Here is a 17097-nt window from a genome sequence, read left to right as displayed (position 1 = left end):
CCGTACGTCAGCGCGCCGGGAACCGGTACCCGGCGAAGTCGGCGATCCTGAGGTAACCGAGGCGCCGGTAGAGGGCATTGCTGGTGGGGTTGGCCGGGTCCGTGAACAGGACGACCTCCGTGGCGCCCGCGGCCCGTGCGGCCCGGCTCGCCCCGGTGGTCACGGCTCCCGCGTAGCCGAGGCCGCGGAAGCGGGCCGGGGTGTAGACGGGGTCCACCCGGACCATGCCGCCGACCACCGAGGTCACCGCCGCCATGGAGACCGGGGAGCTGTCCGGGGTCTCCCAGAACAGGAAGTGCCGGTCGCCGAAACGTGAGGACTCCCAGGCACCGGCGTCGATCAGGTCGATGGAGACCTGCTCCCCGACATCCACGCAGAACTCCCGGCACCACCGCACGACCTGCTCCCGGTCCCGGTCCCGCTCTCCGTCCTCCGCCGGACGGACCCGGCCCGGCAGGGCCGGGTGGGGCGGGGTGAGGGTGTCGAGACGGTGGAGGTGGGTGTGCCAGAAGGGTTCCGGGGCCGCGCCGGTCTGCCGCCGCCATGAGGCGGCGAAGGCGTCGGCGGTCTCCCGGTCGGCGATCACCTGGGCGGGGGAGTGGCCGAGCCCGGCCAGGTGCGCCGCGAGCGCCTCGGCCTGCTCGGCGGAGAGGGGCGTGAGGCCCAGTCGGCCGTGCGGGGCGAGATGGAAGACCGCGCCGGTCCCGCCTCCTCCGGAGTCCAGACGGCCGAAGACGGCGGCGGCGCCGTCCGGTCCGGCCACCCCACGGGCGCGCCGCAGTTTCTCGATGTCCGTCAGCACCATGGTGTGCAGGGCGGGGCGCGAGGCCAGGAATCCCCCGGCCCGGGCGAGGAACGCGTCGACGTCACGGGTCAGGTGCCAGCCATCGGAAAGCATGCCCCATCATCCCCGATCCCCGATGCCCCTCCCCGGTGCGCTTGACCTTGCCGCGACGTCATGGTTTCCACTGGCCTCAAGCGGGCGGAGACCCGCGGACGTGCCGGCCGGCCAGGACAGGGAGATCCGAGATGACCACCACCCCCGCGGCACCCGCCGCACCCGCCCCCCGGCGCGGCCCCTCGCCCGCCCTGCGGTTCCTCGCGCACGAGGCGCGGATCGCCGAGAGCCTCGTCCGATGGATCGCCCGCCGCCCCCACGGCACCGACCGGGCGGACACGGTGTTCACCCACGGCCGGGACCAGGCCGCCATGATGTACGGGCTCACCTTCGCCTGCGTGGTCGAGACCGTGGCCCTGACCTATCTGCTCGCCGACTGGCCGGTGGTCCACACCGTGATGCTGGTCGTGGACGTCTACACGGTCCTCTTCGTCCTCGGCCTGCACGCGGCCTCCCGCACCAGGCCGCACACCCTGACCGGCACCACCCTGCGCATCCGGCAGGCCGCCGGCGTCGACCTCCGCATCCCGCTCGACACCATCGCCTCCGTCCGCCGGGAAACCCGCTTCACCCACGAGAAGACGGAGGGGGAGCTGAACCTCCCGATCGGCTCCCAGACCTCCGTCACCCTGCGGCTCACCGAGCCCGTCGACGCCCCGACCTTCCTCGGCGCACCCCGCCCCGTCCACCTGATCCGCCTGCACGCCGACGACCCGAACACCCTCCACACGACCCTCCACCAGGCCCTCACGGCCCATACGGGATGAGCCCCCTTGTGCGCCCCTCCGTGCGGGGCCGAAGTTTCGGCTGGTGGTGGCCGTGTAGTGCCCTCGGTCAGGGAGGCTCGTTGTTCCGGGGGTGAAGATGACCGAGCTCGACCAGTACCTCGTGCGGCCCGGACAGGTCCGGGAGTGGACGCTGTCGCCAACCGCACTCGCGGCTGCGGACCGGGCCCAACGGGATGTGGCTCCCCCCTCCTACAACCAGGAATCCCATATCCGCACGATGGCCCGCCTCCAGCAGCGGGGGGCCCGCACGGCCGACTGGGTCGGTGTGGCCTTCGAGATGCCGGGCCGACTGGACGTGGAGGCCTTCGGGCGTACGCTCAGAAGCTGGATCGGCAGACACGAGACCCTGCGCAGCGGGTTCCGCAGTGACGGGGACGAACTGCACCGGTTCACCGTGCCGTTCGACAGCATCGGCATCAGCAGTACGGAACTGGGGGAGTTCCGCGACCCCCTGGTGCTCAACCGGTTCCTCAGGGACCGGCTGGACGCCGGGACGCACACCCTGAAGTGGCCCAACTACGTCATCGAGACGGTGCAGCGCGCCGACTCCGCGACCATCCTGATCGCCAGCGACCACAGCCATGTGGACGGATACACGATCTTCGAGCTGGTCCACGAGATCCGTACGCTCTACCTTGCGGCCCTCGAACGGCGCACACCCGAACTCGAAGTGACCGGCAGTCATCTGGACTACAGCCACCACGAGCGGGAGTCGGCCGCGCTGATCGGCCGGGAGCATCCGGCGGTCCGGTTCTGGGAGAGGTTCATCGCCGACAGCGGCGGCAGCCCCCCGGACTTCCCGCTTCCGCTGGGCACCCGTGAGGGCGAACTCCTGCCCCAGCGTTCGGTGTTCGAGTGGCTGCTGGATCCGGAGGAGACGGACGCGGTCGCGGCCGTCTGTCGGGCCGAGCGCGGGGTGCTGCTCACCGGGGTGCTCGCGGCGGCCGCGCTCGCCGCCCGGCAGCTGGGCGCGCCGTCCCCGTACCGCACGGTGGTGCCCTTCCAGAGCCGGTCGCGTGCCGAGTGGACCTCCTCCGTAGGCTGGTACGTGGACGCCGGCCCGGTGGAGATCGACCTGACGCCCGACTGCGACTTCCGTACGGCGGTCCGGCTGGCCCGGCAGGCGGCCCGGGAGGCCCGGCAGGTGGCGCGGGTGCCGTTCTTCCGGGTCTGCGAGCTGCTGGGGGTGGACTTCAAGAAGACCTCGCCCGATCCGTTCTCGCTGATGTCCTACATGGACCTGACCGGCTTCAACGGGGCCGCCGACTGGCAGCGGCAGAACGCCCAGGTGGTGGTGCGGATCTCGGACAGCGGCAAGTCGTGCGTCTGGGTCAACCGCACCCTGGACGGGCTGTACCTGTTCGCCCGCCATCCCGACACCGATATCGCGGCCATGAACATGGAGCGGTTCGTGCGCCGGGTACGGGAGATCCTGCGGGACGCGGCGCGGACCGGGAACCCCGCGCGGGAGGGCGCGCTGCTGGAGCGGACCGTGTGAGGGCGGGGGACGGGTTCCCTGTGCGGGGCGGGGTGCGGCGGGGCGACGGCTACCCGGGCCCGGGCCTGGGTCCGGGTGGCCCGAGGAGGTCCAGGACCTGGGTCAGGCCGGTCGGGCGCTGATCGACCGGCAGGTGGTCGACGAAGTGGACCGGGCAGCCCAGGGCGCGGGCGCCGCCGTCCGCGGTGCGGTCGTCGCCGACCATCAGGACCTCGGCGGGTGACAGGCCGAGGCGGTCGCAGGCGGTCCGGAAGATCGCCGGGTCGGGCTTCTGGACGCCGAGCTCGAACGAGAGCGCATAGGTGTCGACCAGGCCGTCCAGCCCGTGCGCGCGGAAGACCGGCCGGAGGTCCCATCCGATGTTGCTGACCACGGCCACCGGGATCCCGCGCCGGCGCAGCTCGCGCAGGGTGGGCCCGGTGTCCGGGTAGGGCCGCCAGGCGGCGGGTTCCCGGTGCCGGTCGTAGAGCGCCCGCGCCATATCCGGTGCGGGCAGGCCGGCTTCGCGGGCCAGCGCGGTGTACGCGGCGTGGTGCCGGGCGGCGCTCAGATCGCGCTCCCGCCACGCCGCTTCCAGATGCGCGGGGACGCGCAGCGGTGCCGGGCCGCCGGGCAGGGCCCCGTACTCGGTGAGCCGTCGCACCCGCTCGGCGAACTCCGCGGCCGGCAGTGGGAGTCCGGCGGCGTGCAGCACCGCGCCGAACCACTCCTCGGTCGATTCGATGCGGAGCAGAGTGCCGGAGAAGTCGAACATCACCCCTTTGACCATGCCGCGATCGTACGGGGCGGTGGGCCGGCGGCGGCCCCTTTGCGACGGTGATCGTTCTGGAGGCACCGGGAGCGGAGCGGCCGGGCGCGAGGGTGGTTCCGCAGTGGCTTGGAAGCCACCCGCGTAGCGCTGCGGAGTCGCGCGGTTGCGAGCGTTCCAGCAGCGAATGAACGTAAGTTGATGAACCGTCAAATTTGATCATGGTCAAGGATGTTTGGGTAGAAGTCCGTGCAGCTCGATCCGCACATGGTGGTGGATTCCGGGCTGTGGACGGGCCTTGACGGTGCTGGGGCGTTGTGCGAATCTCTCGACAGGTCTGGACCAATGGTCTTCATCGGGCGGGGCCGGAGATTCCAGACGCCCCGGGGCATCCTGGGGTGTCCGGCGGTCCTGACCGCTCACGGCCACCGGCCGGCCCACTGGGGGGTGGGCCTCCGCGCTCGGCGGCCGAAATCCGACCTGACTTCCCGACTTCCTGACTTCCTGACGGCCTGACCTCCCGACCCGAAGACTCTCTGCCTTCTCGACCTCTTGACCACGGTCACCCGTGCCGCTCCTCCGCTCCGCTCCGACGTCCTAAGTGAGCCGCCGATGTCCGAACTCCTCTCCGATCCCGACCGCCTCCCGGCCTCCCCGGCCCAGCAGGGCGTATGGCTGACCGATCGGCTGGGCCTGGCCCGCGAGGCGTTCCACATGCCCATGAGGATCTCCTTCGACCGGATCGACCCGGTGGTGCTGAGCCGCGCGGTCGACACGCTGGTGACACGCCATCCGGCACTCGCCGCCCGGCTGGTGGAACACGCCGGCAAGGTCTGCCGGGAACCCGCCGCACAGCGGCCCGGGCTCGCCGTCCACGAGGCGCCGGCCGACGAACCCGACCTGGAGAAAGCGCTGTTGGAGGAGGCCGCCGCCCCCTTCGCCCTGGAGACCGGACCGCTCAGCCGGTTCGCCCTCTACCGGCGCTCCGACGGCAGCGCCGAACTGCTGGTCACCGCACACCACGCGGTCTTCGACGGCGGTTCCAAGGACATCCTGGTCCGGGACCTCGCCGCCGCCTACGGCCCGGCAGGGCTTCCTCCCGCGGCCGCCGAGCCGACGGAGACGGCCGGACCGGCCGTGGATCCGGAGACCGTCCGCCGGGCCGCCGACTGGTACGGGCCGCGCTGGGCCGCGGCCGGCGAGCCGGTACTCCCGGGCGCGCCGCGCACCGGGACCGCCGCCGGGCCCGGCGAGTCCGTCGAATGGCGGCTCGACGGGGCCGGGGCCGAGCGACTGCACGCGGCCGCCACCCGCACCGGAACCACCGCGTTCGAGTTCCTGCTCGCCACCCTGCACGGCCTGCTGCGCCGCTACGGCGGCGAGGCCGTGCCGGTGTCCGTCCCGCTGTCCACCCGCACCCCCGAACTGGCTGGGGAGATAGGCATGTTCGTCAACGAACTGCCGGTTCACGCCCCCGCCTCCGACGAGGAATCGGGAACCGGGGAATCGGGAACCTTCGCCGACTTCGCCGCGGCCGTCCGGGCCGAGCTGCGCGCCGGCTATCCCTTCCGCGGTGTGCCCTTCGGGGCGGCGGTCACCGGCCTCGGCCCCCGGATCGGCCTGACCCCGGTCTCGCTCGGATACCGCCGCCGCGGCCCCGACCCCGACTTCGGCGACACCGGCGCCCGGATCGGCTGGGCCGTCCACAACCGTGTCGCCCGCAACACCCTCCACCTCCAGATCGTCGAAGCCCCCGGCGCCACCGCCGTCACCGCCACCACCGACACGTCCGACAGACCCGACACGCCCGACACCTCGGGTTTCGGCGAAGTCCCCTTCGGCGGCTTCGAGTTCAGCCTTCAGTACGACCCGACCGCGCTCGACCCGGACGCCGCCCGCCGGATCGCCACCCACTACCGCACCCTGCTGGCCGGCGCGGTCGCCACGCCCGAAGCCAGACTGGTGGACCTGCCCCTGCTGGACGCGGCCGAACTCCGGGCCGTCACCACGGGGCCGAACGACACCGGCCGCCCCTACCCCGCCGACCGGACCGTCCTCGATCTGATCCGCGCCCAGGCCGCCGCCACCCCCGCGGCGATCGCGGTCAGCAACGCGGGCCGCAACCTCAGCTACCGCGAACTCCTGCGCCGTGCGGACCAGTTGGCAGCCGTGCTGCGGGCCGGCGGGGTTCGGCCGGGCGATCTGGTCGCCCTCCACCTGGACCGCACCGCCGACCTGCCCGCCGCGCTGCTCGCCGTCCTCGCCGCCGGCGCCGCGTACCTGCCGCTGGACCCCGGCTACCCGGCCGAGCGTCTGGCCCTGGTGCTGCGCGACTCCGGAGCCGTGCTGGTGCTCGCCGACCGCGAGCCCGCGCCCTCCGTCGCCGAAGCCGCCCCGGCCGTCCTGCGGCTCCCCGCCGCACCGGACGCCGGGAGCGGGCTCCCCACCGCCACCGCCACCGCCACCGCCACCACCGCCACCGCCACCGCGCCCGCCCCGGAGACCGTGCCTGCCCCGGACTCCGCCCCCGGCCCGGAAGACCTGGCGTACGTTCTGTACACCTCCGGCTCCACCGGCCGCCCCAAGGGGGTGGCCGTCGGCCACCGGGCCCTGGTCAACCTGCTCACCTCCTTCGCCGACCGGCTCGACTCCGAGCCCGGACACGCCTGGCTCGGCCTGACCTCGCTCTCGTTCGACATCTCCGCGCTGGAGCTCTACCTGCCGCTGATCACCGGGGGTCGGCTGGTGCTGGCCCCGGACGGCCTCGCCCTCGACGGCCCCGGACTGCTCGCGCTGATCGAGGAGCAGGGCGTCACCCACGTCCAGGCCACCCCTTCCGGATGGCGGGTGATGCTCGCCGCGGGGACCGCCACGGACGCGCTCTCCGGTGTCACCGGTCTGGCCGGCGGCGAGGCGCTTCCCCTGCCGCTCGCCCGGGAACTGCGGGCGTGCACCGCCCGGCTGTTCAACGTGTACGGGCCCACCGAGACCACCATCTGGTCCACCTGCGCCGAGATCCCCGCCGACCCGCGGGAGGTGGGCATCGGCCGCCCGATCGCCAACACCCAGGTCTACGTGGTCGACGAGCGGCTCAACCCGACCCCGCTCGGCATTCCCGGAGAGCTGCTGATCGGCGGGGACGGGGTCGCCGAGGGCTATCTCGGCCGCCCAGAGCTCACCACCGAGCGCTTCGTGCCGGACCCGTTCGGCCCGCCCGGCGGCCGGCTCTACCGCACCGGGGACCGCGCCGTGCTGACCCCGGGCGGGGAGCTCGAATTCCTGGGCCGGGCGGACGACCAGGTCAAGATCCGCGGCCACCGGATCGAGCTCGGCGAGATCGAGTCCGCCCTGCTGGAACACCCGGACCTGGCCCAGGCGGCCGTCGCCGTCCGGGTCGAGGAGGACGGGGAGCCCTTCCTGGCCGGCTATCTGGTCCCGGCCGCCGGGGCCGCCCGGCCCGCCCCCGCCGACCTGCGCGCCCACCTGATCCGTACACTGCCCGCGGCCATGGTCCCGCAGCGCTGGCTCACCATGGAGCGGCTGCCCCTCACCCCGAACGGCAAGCTGGACCGGCGGGCCCTGCCGATCCCGCCGCGCGAAGCCCCGGCGGTGGGCGAAACCGACGGCGCCGGGCGCGCCGAAGCAGAAGGCGCGGGCGAGGGGGACGCGACGCTCGGTACCGTCCGGCGGATCTGGGCCGAGGTGCTCAACCTCCCCGAGGTCGGCCCCGAGGACGACCTGTTCGACCTCGGCGGGCATTCCCTCACCGTGGTCCAGATCGCCGCCCGGATCCGCGACGCGCTGGGCGTGGAAGTCGACTTCGACGTGTTCTTCGACGTCCCCACCCCGGCCGGCATCGCCGCCGCCGTCCACGAGCGCCGTTAGACCCGGCGCCCCGCGCCCGAGCCCGGCGCCCCACCCCGGGGCGCCGGTCGCGGGCACCCGCCGGGCCGGCCCGGGCCGGCCTCGATGCCGGGCCTGGCTCGGCCCGGGCCCCGACCCCTTCGCGCCCGCGCCCCCGAGCCCCGCGCCCCTTCACCTGCGCGCTCCCTCGCGTCCGTACCCCTCGCTTCTCGATTCCCCTGCCGAACGTCCGAACAGGAAACCGATGACGGATACCCAGGACCTGCCCACCGGCTGGTCCGCAGCCAAGCGCGCGCTGCTCAGCCAGCGGCTGCGGGGCACCGCGGCCCCCGCCAGAGTGGTGGATCCCCGCCCGGCGGACACCGCACCACCCCTCTCCAGTGGCCAGGAGCGCCTCTGGTTCATGGACCAGTTCGACCCCGGCTCCACCGCCTACACCCTGGCACCGGCCCGCCGGCTCCGCGGTCCCTTCGACCGCGCCGCGCTGGACGCCGCGCTGACCGACCTGGTCACCCGGCACGAGAGCCTGCGGATGACCTTCCGCACCACCGAGGCCGGGACCGCGGAGGTCTGCGTCGCCGAGCCCGGCCTGTTCGCCGCCCAGCACCTGGACGCCAGCGCGGATCCGGACCCGGCCGCGCGCGCCGCCGCCGAACTCGGCGCCCTCATCGCCGAGCCCTTCGACCTCCAGACCGGCCCGCTGCTGCGCGTCCTGGTGGTCCGGATCGCCGAGGAGGACCACGTCCTCGCCCTGGTGATGCACCACATCATCTGCGACGGCTGGTCCATCGACCTCCTCAACCGCGAACTCGACCTCCGCTACGCCCACCACGCCCACGGCACGCCGGGCGAACTCCCGCCGCTGCCGGTCCAGTTCGGTGACTACGCCGCCTGGCAGCGGGACCGTCTGGAGAACGGCCCGCTCGCCGCCTCGCGCGACTACTGGCGGGCCCAGCTCGACGGCGTACCGGCACTGGAGCTGCCCTCCGACCGGCCCCGGCCCCCGCTGTTCACCTTCTACGGGGCGGCCGCCGAGTTCCGCTGGAGCCCGGAGCTCTTCCGGCGGATCGGCGAGGTGGCGCGCGCCCACGGCGCCTCCCCGTACATGGTGCTGATGGCCGCGTTCCAGACCCTGCTGGGCCGCCACTCCGGCCAGCGGGACTTCGCCGTCGGATCCGCCGTCGCGGGCCGCCTGCACCACGAACTCGAAGGCGTGGTGGGGGCGTTCGTCAACATGCTGCCGATCCGGGCACGGCTCTCGGCCGAGCTCGACTTCGGGGGCCTGGTCAGCCGGGTCCGCGAGACCACGCTCGACGCCTACGCGCACCAGGAGGTGCCGTTCGAGCAGATGGTGAACGATCTCGCGGTGGAGCGGGACGTCAGCCGGGCCGCCGTCTTCCAGACCACCTTCGCGTTCCAGAACTACGGGGACCGCGCCGCCACCCCCGCCGCCGCCCGGTCGGCGACGGACGGGCCGTCCGGGCCGGCCGCCGAGGGCTTCGGCTACGAGGCCACCACCACCCACGCCGACCTCGCCCTCTACATGCGCGAGGAGTCCGACGGGGGCCTCTACGGTCTGCTCACCTACCGCACCGACCTGTTCGAGGCCGGTACCGTCGACCGCCTGATCGAGCGGTTCCGGCTGCTGACCGAGGCCGGTACCGCCGACCCGGCGCTCCCGCTGGACCGGCTCCCGCTGCTCACGGACGCCGAGCGGACGGCCGTACTGGAGACCTGGGCCACCGGCCCCGCCCTGCCGGAGGGCGGCCCGGCCACGCTCACCGGTGCCCTGGCCCGGACCGCGGCCCGCACCCCCGGGGCGCCGGCCCTGGTCTTCGAGGACAGCACGCTGAGCTACGGGGACCTCGACCGCCGGGCCAACGCCATGGCCCGTCGGCTGCGGGCGCTGGGCGTGGGCGCGGACGACCGGGTGGCGGTCTGCCTGGAGCAGTCGGCCGAGCTGGCGGTCTCCCTGGTCGCCGTGCTGAAGGCCGGCGGCGGCTATCTGCCGCTCGACCCCGAGCAGCCGCCGGCCCGGCTGGCCCGGCTGGTCGCCGACTCCGGGGCCAAGGTGCTGATCACCGATCCGGTGCTGCGGCCCCGGTTCGGCGAGCACCCGGCCGTGGACCTGCTGACCGGCACGGCCGGCAGCGCGGCCCAGGACCCGGCGGAGGAGGACGGGGCGCCGCTGGAGGAGGTGTCCGGTCCGGACCACCTGGCCTACGTGATCTACACCTCGGGCTCCACCGGCGCACCCAAGGGGGTCGCCGTACAGCACCGCCAGATCCTCAACTACCTTGCGGGGGCCGGCGAGAGGCTGCGGATCGAGCCCGGTTCCTCCTTCGGACTGCTCCAGTCGCTGTCCTTCGACTTCAGCATGACCATGCTCTATCTGGCGCTCACCACCGGCGGCCGGGTCCATCTGCTGCCGCGCCGGATCGCGGGGGTGGAGCTGGCCGCCGAGATCGAGCGGGCGGGCATCGACTACCTGAAGATGACCCCCTCCCATCTGGCCGCGCTGACCGCCGACGCCCCCATGGAACGGCTGCTGCCGCGCCGTGCGCTGGTCCTCGGCGGCGAGGCCAGCAGTCTGACCTGGGCGTCGGACATCGCCGCGCTGGGCCGCTGCGCGGTGTTCAACCACTACGGGCCCACCGAGGCGACGGTGGGGATCACCGTCCACGAGATCACCGGCGACGAGCCGGCCGGGCCGGGCAGCACGCCGATCGGCAGCCCGCTGGCCGGAGCCCGCTGCTATGTCCTGGACGAGGCCCGCAACCCGGTGCCGCCGGGTGTCACCGGCGAGCTGTACCTGGGCGGGGACCGGCTGGCCCGCGGCTACCTGGGGCGGCCCGACCTGACCACGGAACGGTTCCTGCCCGACCCGTACACCGACCACCCGCACGCCGGTCCGCACGCCGATCCCTCGGCCGTCGGCGGCCCGCGGATGTACCGCACCGGCGATCTGGCCCGCTGGCGCTCCGACGGGGTGCTGGAGTACCTGGGGCGCGGCGACGACCAGATCAAGGTGCGCGGCTACCGGGTGGAGCCCGGTGAGATCGAGGCCGCGCTGACCGCGCTTCCGGGCATCACCCAGGCGGTGGTGCTGGCCCGCGGCGAGGGGGTCCGGCAGAACCTCGTTGCGTACCTGGAGCGGCCGGCCGGCGGGGAGGAGGCGGCGACCGAGCCGCCCACCGCCGCCGAACTGCGCGCCGTACTGGGCGAGGTCCTGCCCGACTACATGGTCCCCGCCCGCTACGTGGTGCTGGAACGGCTGCCGCTGCTCGCCCACGGCAAGGTGGACCGGAAGGCACTGCCCGCCCCCGCGGAGGGCCCGGCCCCCGGCACGCACGTGGACCCCGAGCCCGGCGCCGAGCAGGTGATCGCCGCCATGTGGGCGGAGCTGCTGGAACTGCCGAAGGTCGGCGCGCTCGACGACTTCTTCGAACTCGGCGGCCACTCCCTGCTCGCCACCCAGGTGGTCGCCCGGATGCGCCGGGCCTTCCCCGAACTGGCCACCCCGGTCAGCGTGATGGACCTCTTCAAGCATCCGACGGTACGCCGGCTCGCCGAACTGGTGTCCGCACCCGAAGGCGACCGCGGGCCGCGCCGGCTGCTGCACCTGCTCACCCCGCAGGGCCGCCGGGTGACCGCCAGCGTGGTCTGCGCCCCGTACGGCGGCGGCAGCGCACTGATCTACAAGCCGCTCGCCGACGCCATGCCGGCGGACTGGGCCCTGCACTCCATCGCCGTCCCCGGCCATGAACTGGGCGAGGAGGCGATGGACATCGACGAGGTCGCCCGGCTCTGCGCCGAGGAGATCCTCGCCGAGGTCACCGGCCCGCTGGTGCTCTACGGGCACTGCGGGGTCGGCGTGCGGCTGACCGTGGAGATCGCCCGCCGGCTGGAGGCGGCCGGCCGCGAGATCGAAGCGGTCCACCTCGGCGGCATCTTCCCGTTCGCCCGCCCCAAGGGCCGGGGCGCGGCGATCGCCGAACGGTTCACCGAACTGGCCGCCCGGCTCCGCAGCGACCAGGGCATGATCAACGCGCTGGCGGCGGCCGGCCTGGACGTGGACGAGGTCGACGAGGAGCAGCTGCGGCTGATCGTCCACAACCGCCGGGTGGGCACCAAGGGCGCCGAACGCTACTTCGGCACCCTGTACGAGAGCGAGGGCGGCACCATCGCGGCCCCCGTCATCGCCGTCTGCGGCGACCGCGACCCGGCGACCGAGTTCTACCAGGAGCGCTTCCGCGAATGGCACCGGATCACCGGGACCGCCGCCGTGGTGGTCCTGGACGAGGCCGGGCACTTCTACCTCAAGTACCGGGCGGGGGAACTCGCCGGGATCCTCACCGAGGTGCACCGGTCCATCGCCGAGGGCGAGGAGGCGCGCCACGAACGCACCCCCGACGCCACCTGGTGGCTGGCCGGACTGTCCCGGGGCACCGCCGGAACGGCCCCCGACACCGAGCCGGAACCCCGCCCGGAGGCCGGGGCCGGAGGGGGTCCCCGTGCCCGCCGCCCGGTCCGTCCGACCATGGGCCGGTTCCTGGCCGTCGCCACCGGCCAGCAGCTGTCGATGATCGGTTCGGCGCTCACCGAGTTCGCCCTGCCCATCTGGATCTACCTGCAGACCGGTTCGCTGTTCCAGCTGGGCCTGCTGGCCGCCTTCGGCCTGGTGCCCGGCATCGTGGTCGCCCCGCTGGCCGGCGCCATCGTCGACCGCGGCGACCGCCGCAGGGTGATGCTGTGGGGCGATGTCGCGGCCGGACTCACCCAGGGGGCCCTGCTGGTGCTCTACCTCAGCGACTCGCTGGCGATCTGGCACTGCTACGTGATGATCTCCCTGCTCTCCGCCGCCCTCGCCTTCCAGCGCGTCGCCTGGGGCTCGGCCGTGCCCCAGCTGGTGCCCAAGCGGTTCCTGGGCCGCGCCAACGGCGTCGTCCAGATGGCCCTCGGACTCGCCCAGTTCCTCGTCCCGCTGATCGCGGTCGGCATCCTGCACGTGATCGGCCTCGGCGGCATCCTGATCTTCGACGTGGTCAGCTATCTGCTCGCCACCGGCATCACCCTGGCGGTCCGCTTCCCCGACGCCATGGCCGCCACCCGACGCGAGAGCGTCGCCACCGAGATCCGGGCCGGATTCCAACGGGCCCTCGGCAGCCGCCACTTCAGGGCCATGCTGTTCTGGTTCGCGGCACTGAACATCTTCCTCTCCCCGCTCTTCCTCCTCGTCACCCCGCTGGTCCTGTCCTTTTCGACCACGGCCGCGGCCGGCTGGGTCTCCACCGCGGCCGGCCTCGGCGCGGTCCTCGGCGGCCTCACCCTGCTGGTGTGGGGCGGACCCCGCCGGATGCGGCTGCGCGGGGTGCTGCTCGCCACCCTCGGACTGGCCGCCGCCTGCGTCATCACGGGCCTGCGGCCCTCCGTGGCCGTGGTCGCCTTCGGCGCGTTCGGCATGACCTACGGACTGGCGCTGCTCAACGGCATCTACGCCACGGTCGTCCAGACCAAGGTGCCGATGCGCTTCCACGGCCGGGTGATCGCGGTGAACACCATGGTCGCCTGGTCCACCCTGCCGATCGGCTTCGCCCTGGTCGCCCCGGCCGGACCGGAACTCCTCCAGCCGCTGATGGACGAGGGCGGGGCCCTGGCCTCCAGCGTCGGCGCACTGATCGGCACCGGCGACGGCCGCGGCATCGGCCTGCTCTACCTGGTGTTCGGCCTCGCCATGGCCGCACTGGTCCTGATCAGCTTCTGCATCCCCGTCCTGGCCCGCTTCGACCGGGAAGTCCCGGACGCCGAGTCCGACGACCTGATCGGCCTGGAAACCCTGAAGGCCCGAGCGAAGAGCGAGAGGAACGCATGAGCTCCCCGACCCCGACCCATGCCCCGGCCCAGGCCGCGGCCCAGTCCCAGACCCCGACTCCTGGTCCGCACCCGGTGCTCGCCCCGATCGCCCGGTACCCGCTGACCGACGAACAGCGCAGGCTCTGGTTCCTCCAGCAACTGCAACCGCAGGACGCCGGGTTCAACATGTACCTCAACCGCCGCTGGAGCGGCCCGCTCGACCCGCGCGCCCTGGCCGCCGCCCTGACCCGGCTCACCGACCGGCACCAGGTGCTCCGCACGCGGTTCGCGCTGGAGGGCGAACAGCCCGTCCAACTCGTCGAGCCCGTACGGGAGATCGAACTCGTACGGATCCCGGTCCCGGACGCCGCGGAGGAGTCCTTCACCGCGGCCTGCGCCCCGTACGTCAACGCACCCTTCGACCTCGGCGAGCGGCCACCGCTGCGCGCCGTCCTGGTCAGCGCGGGCGAGCACGAGCACGCCCTGAGCCTGGTGGTCCACCACATCGTCTCCGACGGCTGGTCGTTCACCGTGCTGTGGCGCGAACTCCTCGCCCTCTACCGCGAGGAGATCGGCGAAGGCATCGTCGAACTGCCGCAACTCAAGCTCCAGTACGGGGACTTCGCGCTCGCCGAACGCGCCCGGCTGGACGGCGGCGCGGCCGAGGAGGCCTTCCGCCACTGGAGCACCCGGCTGGCCGGCATCGGCGCCCTGCGGATGCCCCTGGACCACCCCAGACCCGCCGACCCCACCCATCCGGCCGGATTCGCCGACCTCTCCCTCGACCCCGAGCTCACCGCCGGCATCGACACCCTGGCCCGCGAACAGCGCTGCACCCCCTTCATGGTGCTCCTCGCCGCCTACCAGTGCGTGCTCGCCCGCTGGAGCGGCAGCCACGACTTCGCCGTCGGCACCCCCCTCGCCGGCCGCAACGAGACCGCCCACGAGGACCTCCTCGGCTACTTCTCCCGCACCGGGGTCATCCGCGCGGACCTCACCGGGGACCCCGACTTCACGACCGTGCTGCGCCGGGTCCGCTCCGCCACCATGGCTGCGCTCACCCACCAGGACATCCCGGTGGAACGGGTGGCCGCCGAACTGGACCTGCCCGTCCTCCCCGGCGTGGGCCCGCTCTACCAGGCGGTGTTCGTCCACCAGAGCCAGTACGAACTGGCCGGAGCCGACCAGCGGACCGGGCTGCCCGAGGGAGTCCGGACGGCCGACATGGACTCCGGCTTCGACCGGGCCAAGACGGACCTCCTGCTGGACAGCTGGCGCACCCCGGACGGCGGGATGACGCTCTCCTTCTGCTTCGACCGGGAGCTCTTCGAGCGGGCCACCGTCGAGGCGCTGGCCCGCCGGGTCCGCGCCCTGCTGGCCGGAGCCGTCGCGGACCCACGGATCCCGCTGCACGGACACTGGCTGGTGCCGGCGGAGGAACGCGCCGAACTGCTGGCCCTCGGCGCCGGCCCCGCCCTCACCGAGGAGGCCCATCCGATCCTGCGCGGGTTCGCCGCGCAGGTCGCCGCCCGGCCCGACGCACCCGCCCTCGAATGCGCGGGCGCGGTCCGCACCTACGCCGAACTCGACCGGGCCTCGGACGAGCTCGCCGCCCGTCTCGGCCCGGTCGCCGGCCGGGTCGTGGGCGTCCGGATCGAACCCTCCTTCGCCCTGGTCACCGCCCTGCTCGCGATCTGGAAGGCCGGCGCCGGCTATCTGCCCCTGGATCCGGCCCACCCGGCCGAGCGCCGACGGCTGATGCTGGCCGAAGCGGACGCCGTCCTGCTGCTCACCGACGGCACGCACCCGGAACCGGCCCACCCCGAGCCGGAACGTCCCGGTCCGGACCACGCCGGGCCGGACCACGCCGGGCCCCGGGTCCCCGAACTCCGCGTCCCCGGGCCGGAGGCACCGGCCCCGGCACCGGCGGTGGCCCCGGCCGCCGCGCTGCCCGGGACCCGGCCGGGCGGACTCGCGTACGTCCTCTACACCTCCGGCTCCACCGGCACCCCCAAGGGCGTCGCCGTCGAGCACGCCGCGCTCGCGACACGCGTACGGTGGATGGCCGGCCCCGAGGGCTACGACCTGCGGCCGGGGGACCGGATCGTCCAGTTCGCCTCCATCGGCTTCGACACCCACGCCGAGGAGATCTGGCCCGCCCTCACCTCGGGCGCCTGCGTGGTCCTGCTGCCCGGCGGCGGCCGGACCCTGCCCGACCTGCTGCGCGGCGAGGCCGGACGGTCCGTCACCGTACTCGACCTGCCCACCGCCTACTGGCAGGAACTCGTCTCGCTCGGGGAGGAGACCCCCTGGCCGCCGGCCCTGCGCCTGGTCGTCCTCGGCGGCTCCGAGGCACGCGCCGACACCCTGGCCGCATGGCGGCGGCAGCACGGCGGCTCCGTCCGGCTGGTCAACACCTACGGACCGACCGAGGCCACCGTCATCGTCACCGCCGGCGACCTCGTGCCCGGGGGAGGGGCCCCCGGCCACAGCCCCGAGCCCGCCCGCCGGCCGCCGCTCGGCCGCCCGCTGCCCGGGGTCCGGCTCTACCTCCTGGACGAACGCGGCGACCTGCTGCCCGCCGGATCCGAGGGCGAGCTGTACATCGGCGGCAGCGGTCTGGCCCGCGGCTACCTGGCCCGCCCCGAACTCACCGCGGCCGCCTTCCCGCACGATCCGTTCACCGACGCCCCCGACGGCCGGATGTACCGGACCGGGGACCGTGCCCGCTGGCGCACCGACGGCCAGCTGGAGTTCCTCGGCCGAGCCGACGACCAGGTGAAGATCCGCGGATACCGGATCGAGCCCGCCGAGATCGAGGCCGCCCTCACCGCCCACCCGGCCGTGGCCGCCGCGGCCGTCCTGGTCCGCGACGGCCGCCGGCTGATCGGCTACGCCGTGCCCCGCACGGCCGCCGGACAGCGCCCCGAGGACCCGCCACGGCCGGCGGAGCTGCGCGAGCACCTGGCCCTGAACCTGCCCGCCTTCATGGTGCCGGACACGGTGGTGCTCCTCGACGCCCTCCCGCTCACCACCAACGGGAAGCTCGACACCGCCGCCCTGCCCGACCCCGCCCCGGACCCGGACGGCACGGGCGGCACCGGGTACCTGGCACCCCGTACCGACGCCGAGGCCCTCGTCGTGGACCTCTGGCAGGAGGTCCTGGGCCTGCCGAAGATCGGCGTCCTCGACGACTTCCTCACCCTCGGCGGGGACTCGCTGCTGGTCACCCGGGTCACCGCCCGCATCCGGGCCGGGGTCGGCCTCGACGTATCGGTCCGCGACGTCTTCGACAGCCCCACCCCGGCAGCCCTCGCGGCCCGGATCGAGGCGCTGTTGATCGCCGAGATCGACGCCCTCAGCGAGGAGGAGGCCGCAGGCCGGCTGACCTGACCCGTTCTGCCCCGACCCGTTCTGCCCCGACCCCGGAAGCCGCCATCGGCACAGC

The 17097-nt window shown here is 73.9% G+C and carries 7 protein-coding genes; 5 read left to right on the top strand and 2 right to left on the bottom strand.

The window, feature by feature from the left end; all coding sequences use genetic code 11:
- Positions 1-7: 7 nt before the first annotated feature.
- The gene (locus ACZ50K_RS34730) at positions 8-898 is read right to left on the bottom strand and encodes a GNAT family N-acetyltransferase (protein ID WP_468910852.1); all 891 of its coding nucleotides are present in this window, start codon (positions 896-898) and stop codon (positions 8-10) included.
- 131 nt (positions 899-1029) lie between these two features.
- Here ACZ50K_RS34730 and ACZ50K_RS34725 point away from each other — a divergent pair, with 131 nt between their 5' ends.
- Positions 1030-1665, top strand: coding sequence for a hypothetical protein (locus tag ACZ50K_RS34725; RefSeq protein WP_468910849.1), 636 nt, complete (start codon positions 1030-1032; stop codon positions 1663-1665).
- Positions 1666-1762: 97 nt separating this feature from the next.
- Positions 1763-3184, top strand: a complete 1422-nt coding sequence (locus tag ACZ50K_RS34720; protein ID WP_468910847.1) for a condensation domain-containing protein — start codon at positions 1763-1765, stop codon at positions 3182-3184.
- Positions 3185-3233: 49 nt separating this feature from the next.
- Here ACZ50K_RS34720 and ACZ50K_RS34715 read toward each other — a convergent pair whose 3' ends face one another.
- Positions 3234-3953: an HAD family hydrolase gene (locus tag ACZ50K_RS34715; protein WP_468910845.1), complete on the bottom strand. Its 720-nt coding sequence runs from the start codon at positions 3951-3953 to the stop codon at positions 3234-3236.
- 591 nt (positions 3954-4544) lie between these two features.
- Between ACZ50K_RS34715 and ACZ50K_RS34710 the strand changes: the two genes are divergently transcribed.
- From ACZ50K_RS34710 to ACZ50K_RS34700, 3 genes are all read left to right on the top strand, one after another.
- Positions 4545-7817, top strand: coding sequence for a non-ribosomal peptide synthetase (locus ACZ50K_RS34710; RefSeq protein ID WP_468910843.1), 3273 nt, complete (start codon positions 4545-4547; stop codon positions 7815-7817).
- A 223-nt stretch (positions 7818-8040) separates the two neighbouring features.
- A complete protein-coding gene (locus ACZ50K_RS34705; protein ID WP_468910840.1) occupies positions 8041-13668 on the top strand; it encodes an amino acid adenylation domain-containing protein in 5628 nt (1875 codons plus the stop codon).
- On the top strand, positions 13665-17042 hold the full coding sequence (locus ACZ50K_RS34700; RefSeq protein ID WP_468910838.1) for an amino acid adenylation domain-containing protein: 3378 nt from the start codon (positions 13665-13667) through the stop codon (positions 17040-17042). The genes ACZ50K_RS34705 and ACZ50K_RS34700 overlap by 4 nt, the downstream gene beginning before the upstream one ends.
- The last annotated feature ends 55 nt before the right edge of the window (positions 17043-17097 follow it).

The organism is Streptomyces sp. NPDC033845, assembly GCF_055576225.1.
The sequence above is the reverse complement of the archived record's forward strand: the minus strand, read 5'-3'. Positions and strand labels throughout refer to the sequence as shown.

Bases quoted from the DNA above. Each gene is read 5' to 3' on its own strand.
- ACZ50K_RS34715 (WP_468910845.1), bottom strand. From the start codon at position 3,953: ATGGTCAAAGGGGTGATGTTCGACTTCTCCGGCACTCTGCTCCGCATC.
- ACZ50K_RS34720 (WP_468910847.1), top strand. From the start codon at position 1,763: ATGACCGAGCTCGACCAGTACCTCGTGCGGCCCGGACAGGTCCGGGAG.
- ACZ50K_RS34700 (WP_468910838.1), top strand. From the start codon at position 13,665: ATGAGCTCCCCGACCCCGACCCATGCCCCGGCCCAGGCCGCGGCCCAG.
- ACZ50K_RS34730 (WP_468910852.1), bottom strand. From the start codon at position 898: ATGCTTTCCGATGGCTGGCACCTGACCCGTGACGTCGACGCGTTCCTC.
- ACZ50K_RS34725 (WP_468910849.1), top strand. From the start codon at position 1,030: ATGACCACCACCCCCGCGGCACCCGCCGCACCCGCCCCCCGGCGCGGC.
- ACZ50K_RS34710 (WP_468910843.1), top strand. From the start codon at position 4,545: ATGTCCGAACTCCTCTCCGATCCCGACCGCCTCCCGGCCTCCCCGGCC.
- ACZ50K_RS34705 (WP_468910840.1), top strand. From the start codon at position 8,041: ATGACGGATACCCAGGACCTGCCCACCGGCTGGTCCGCAGCCAAGCGC.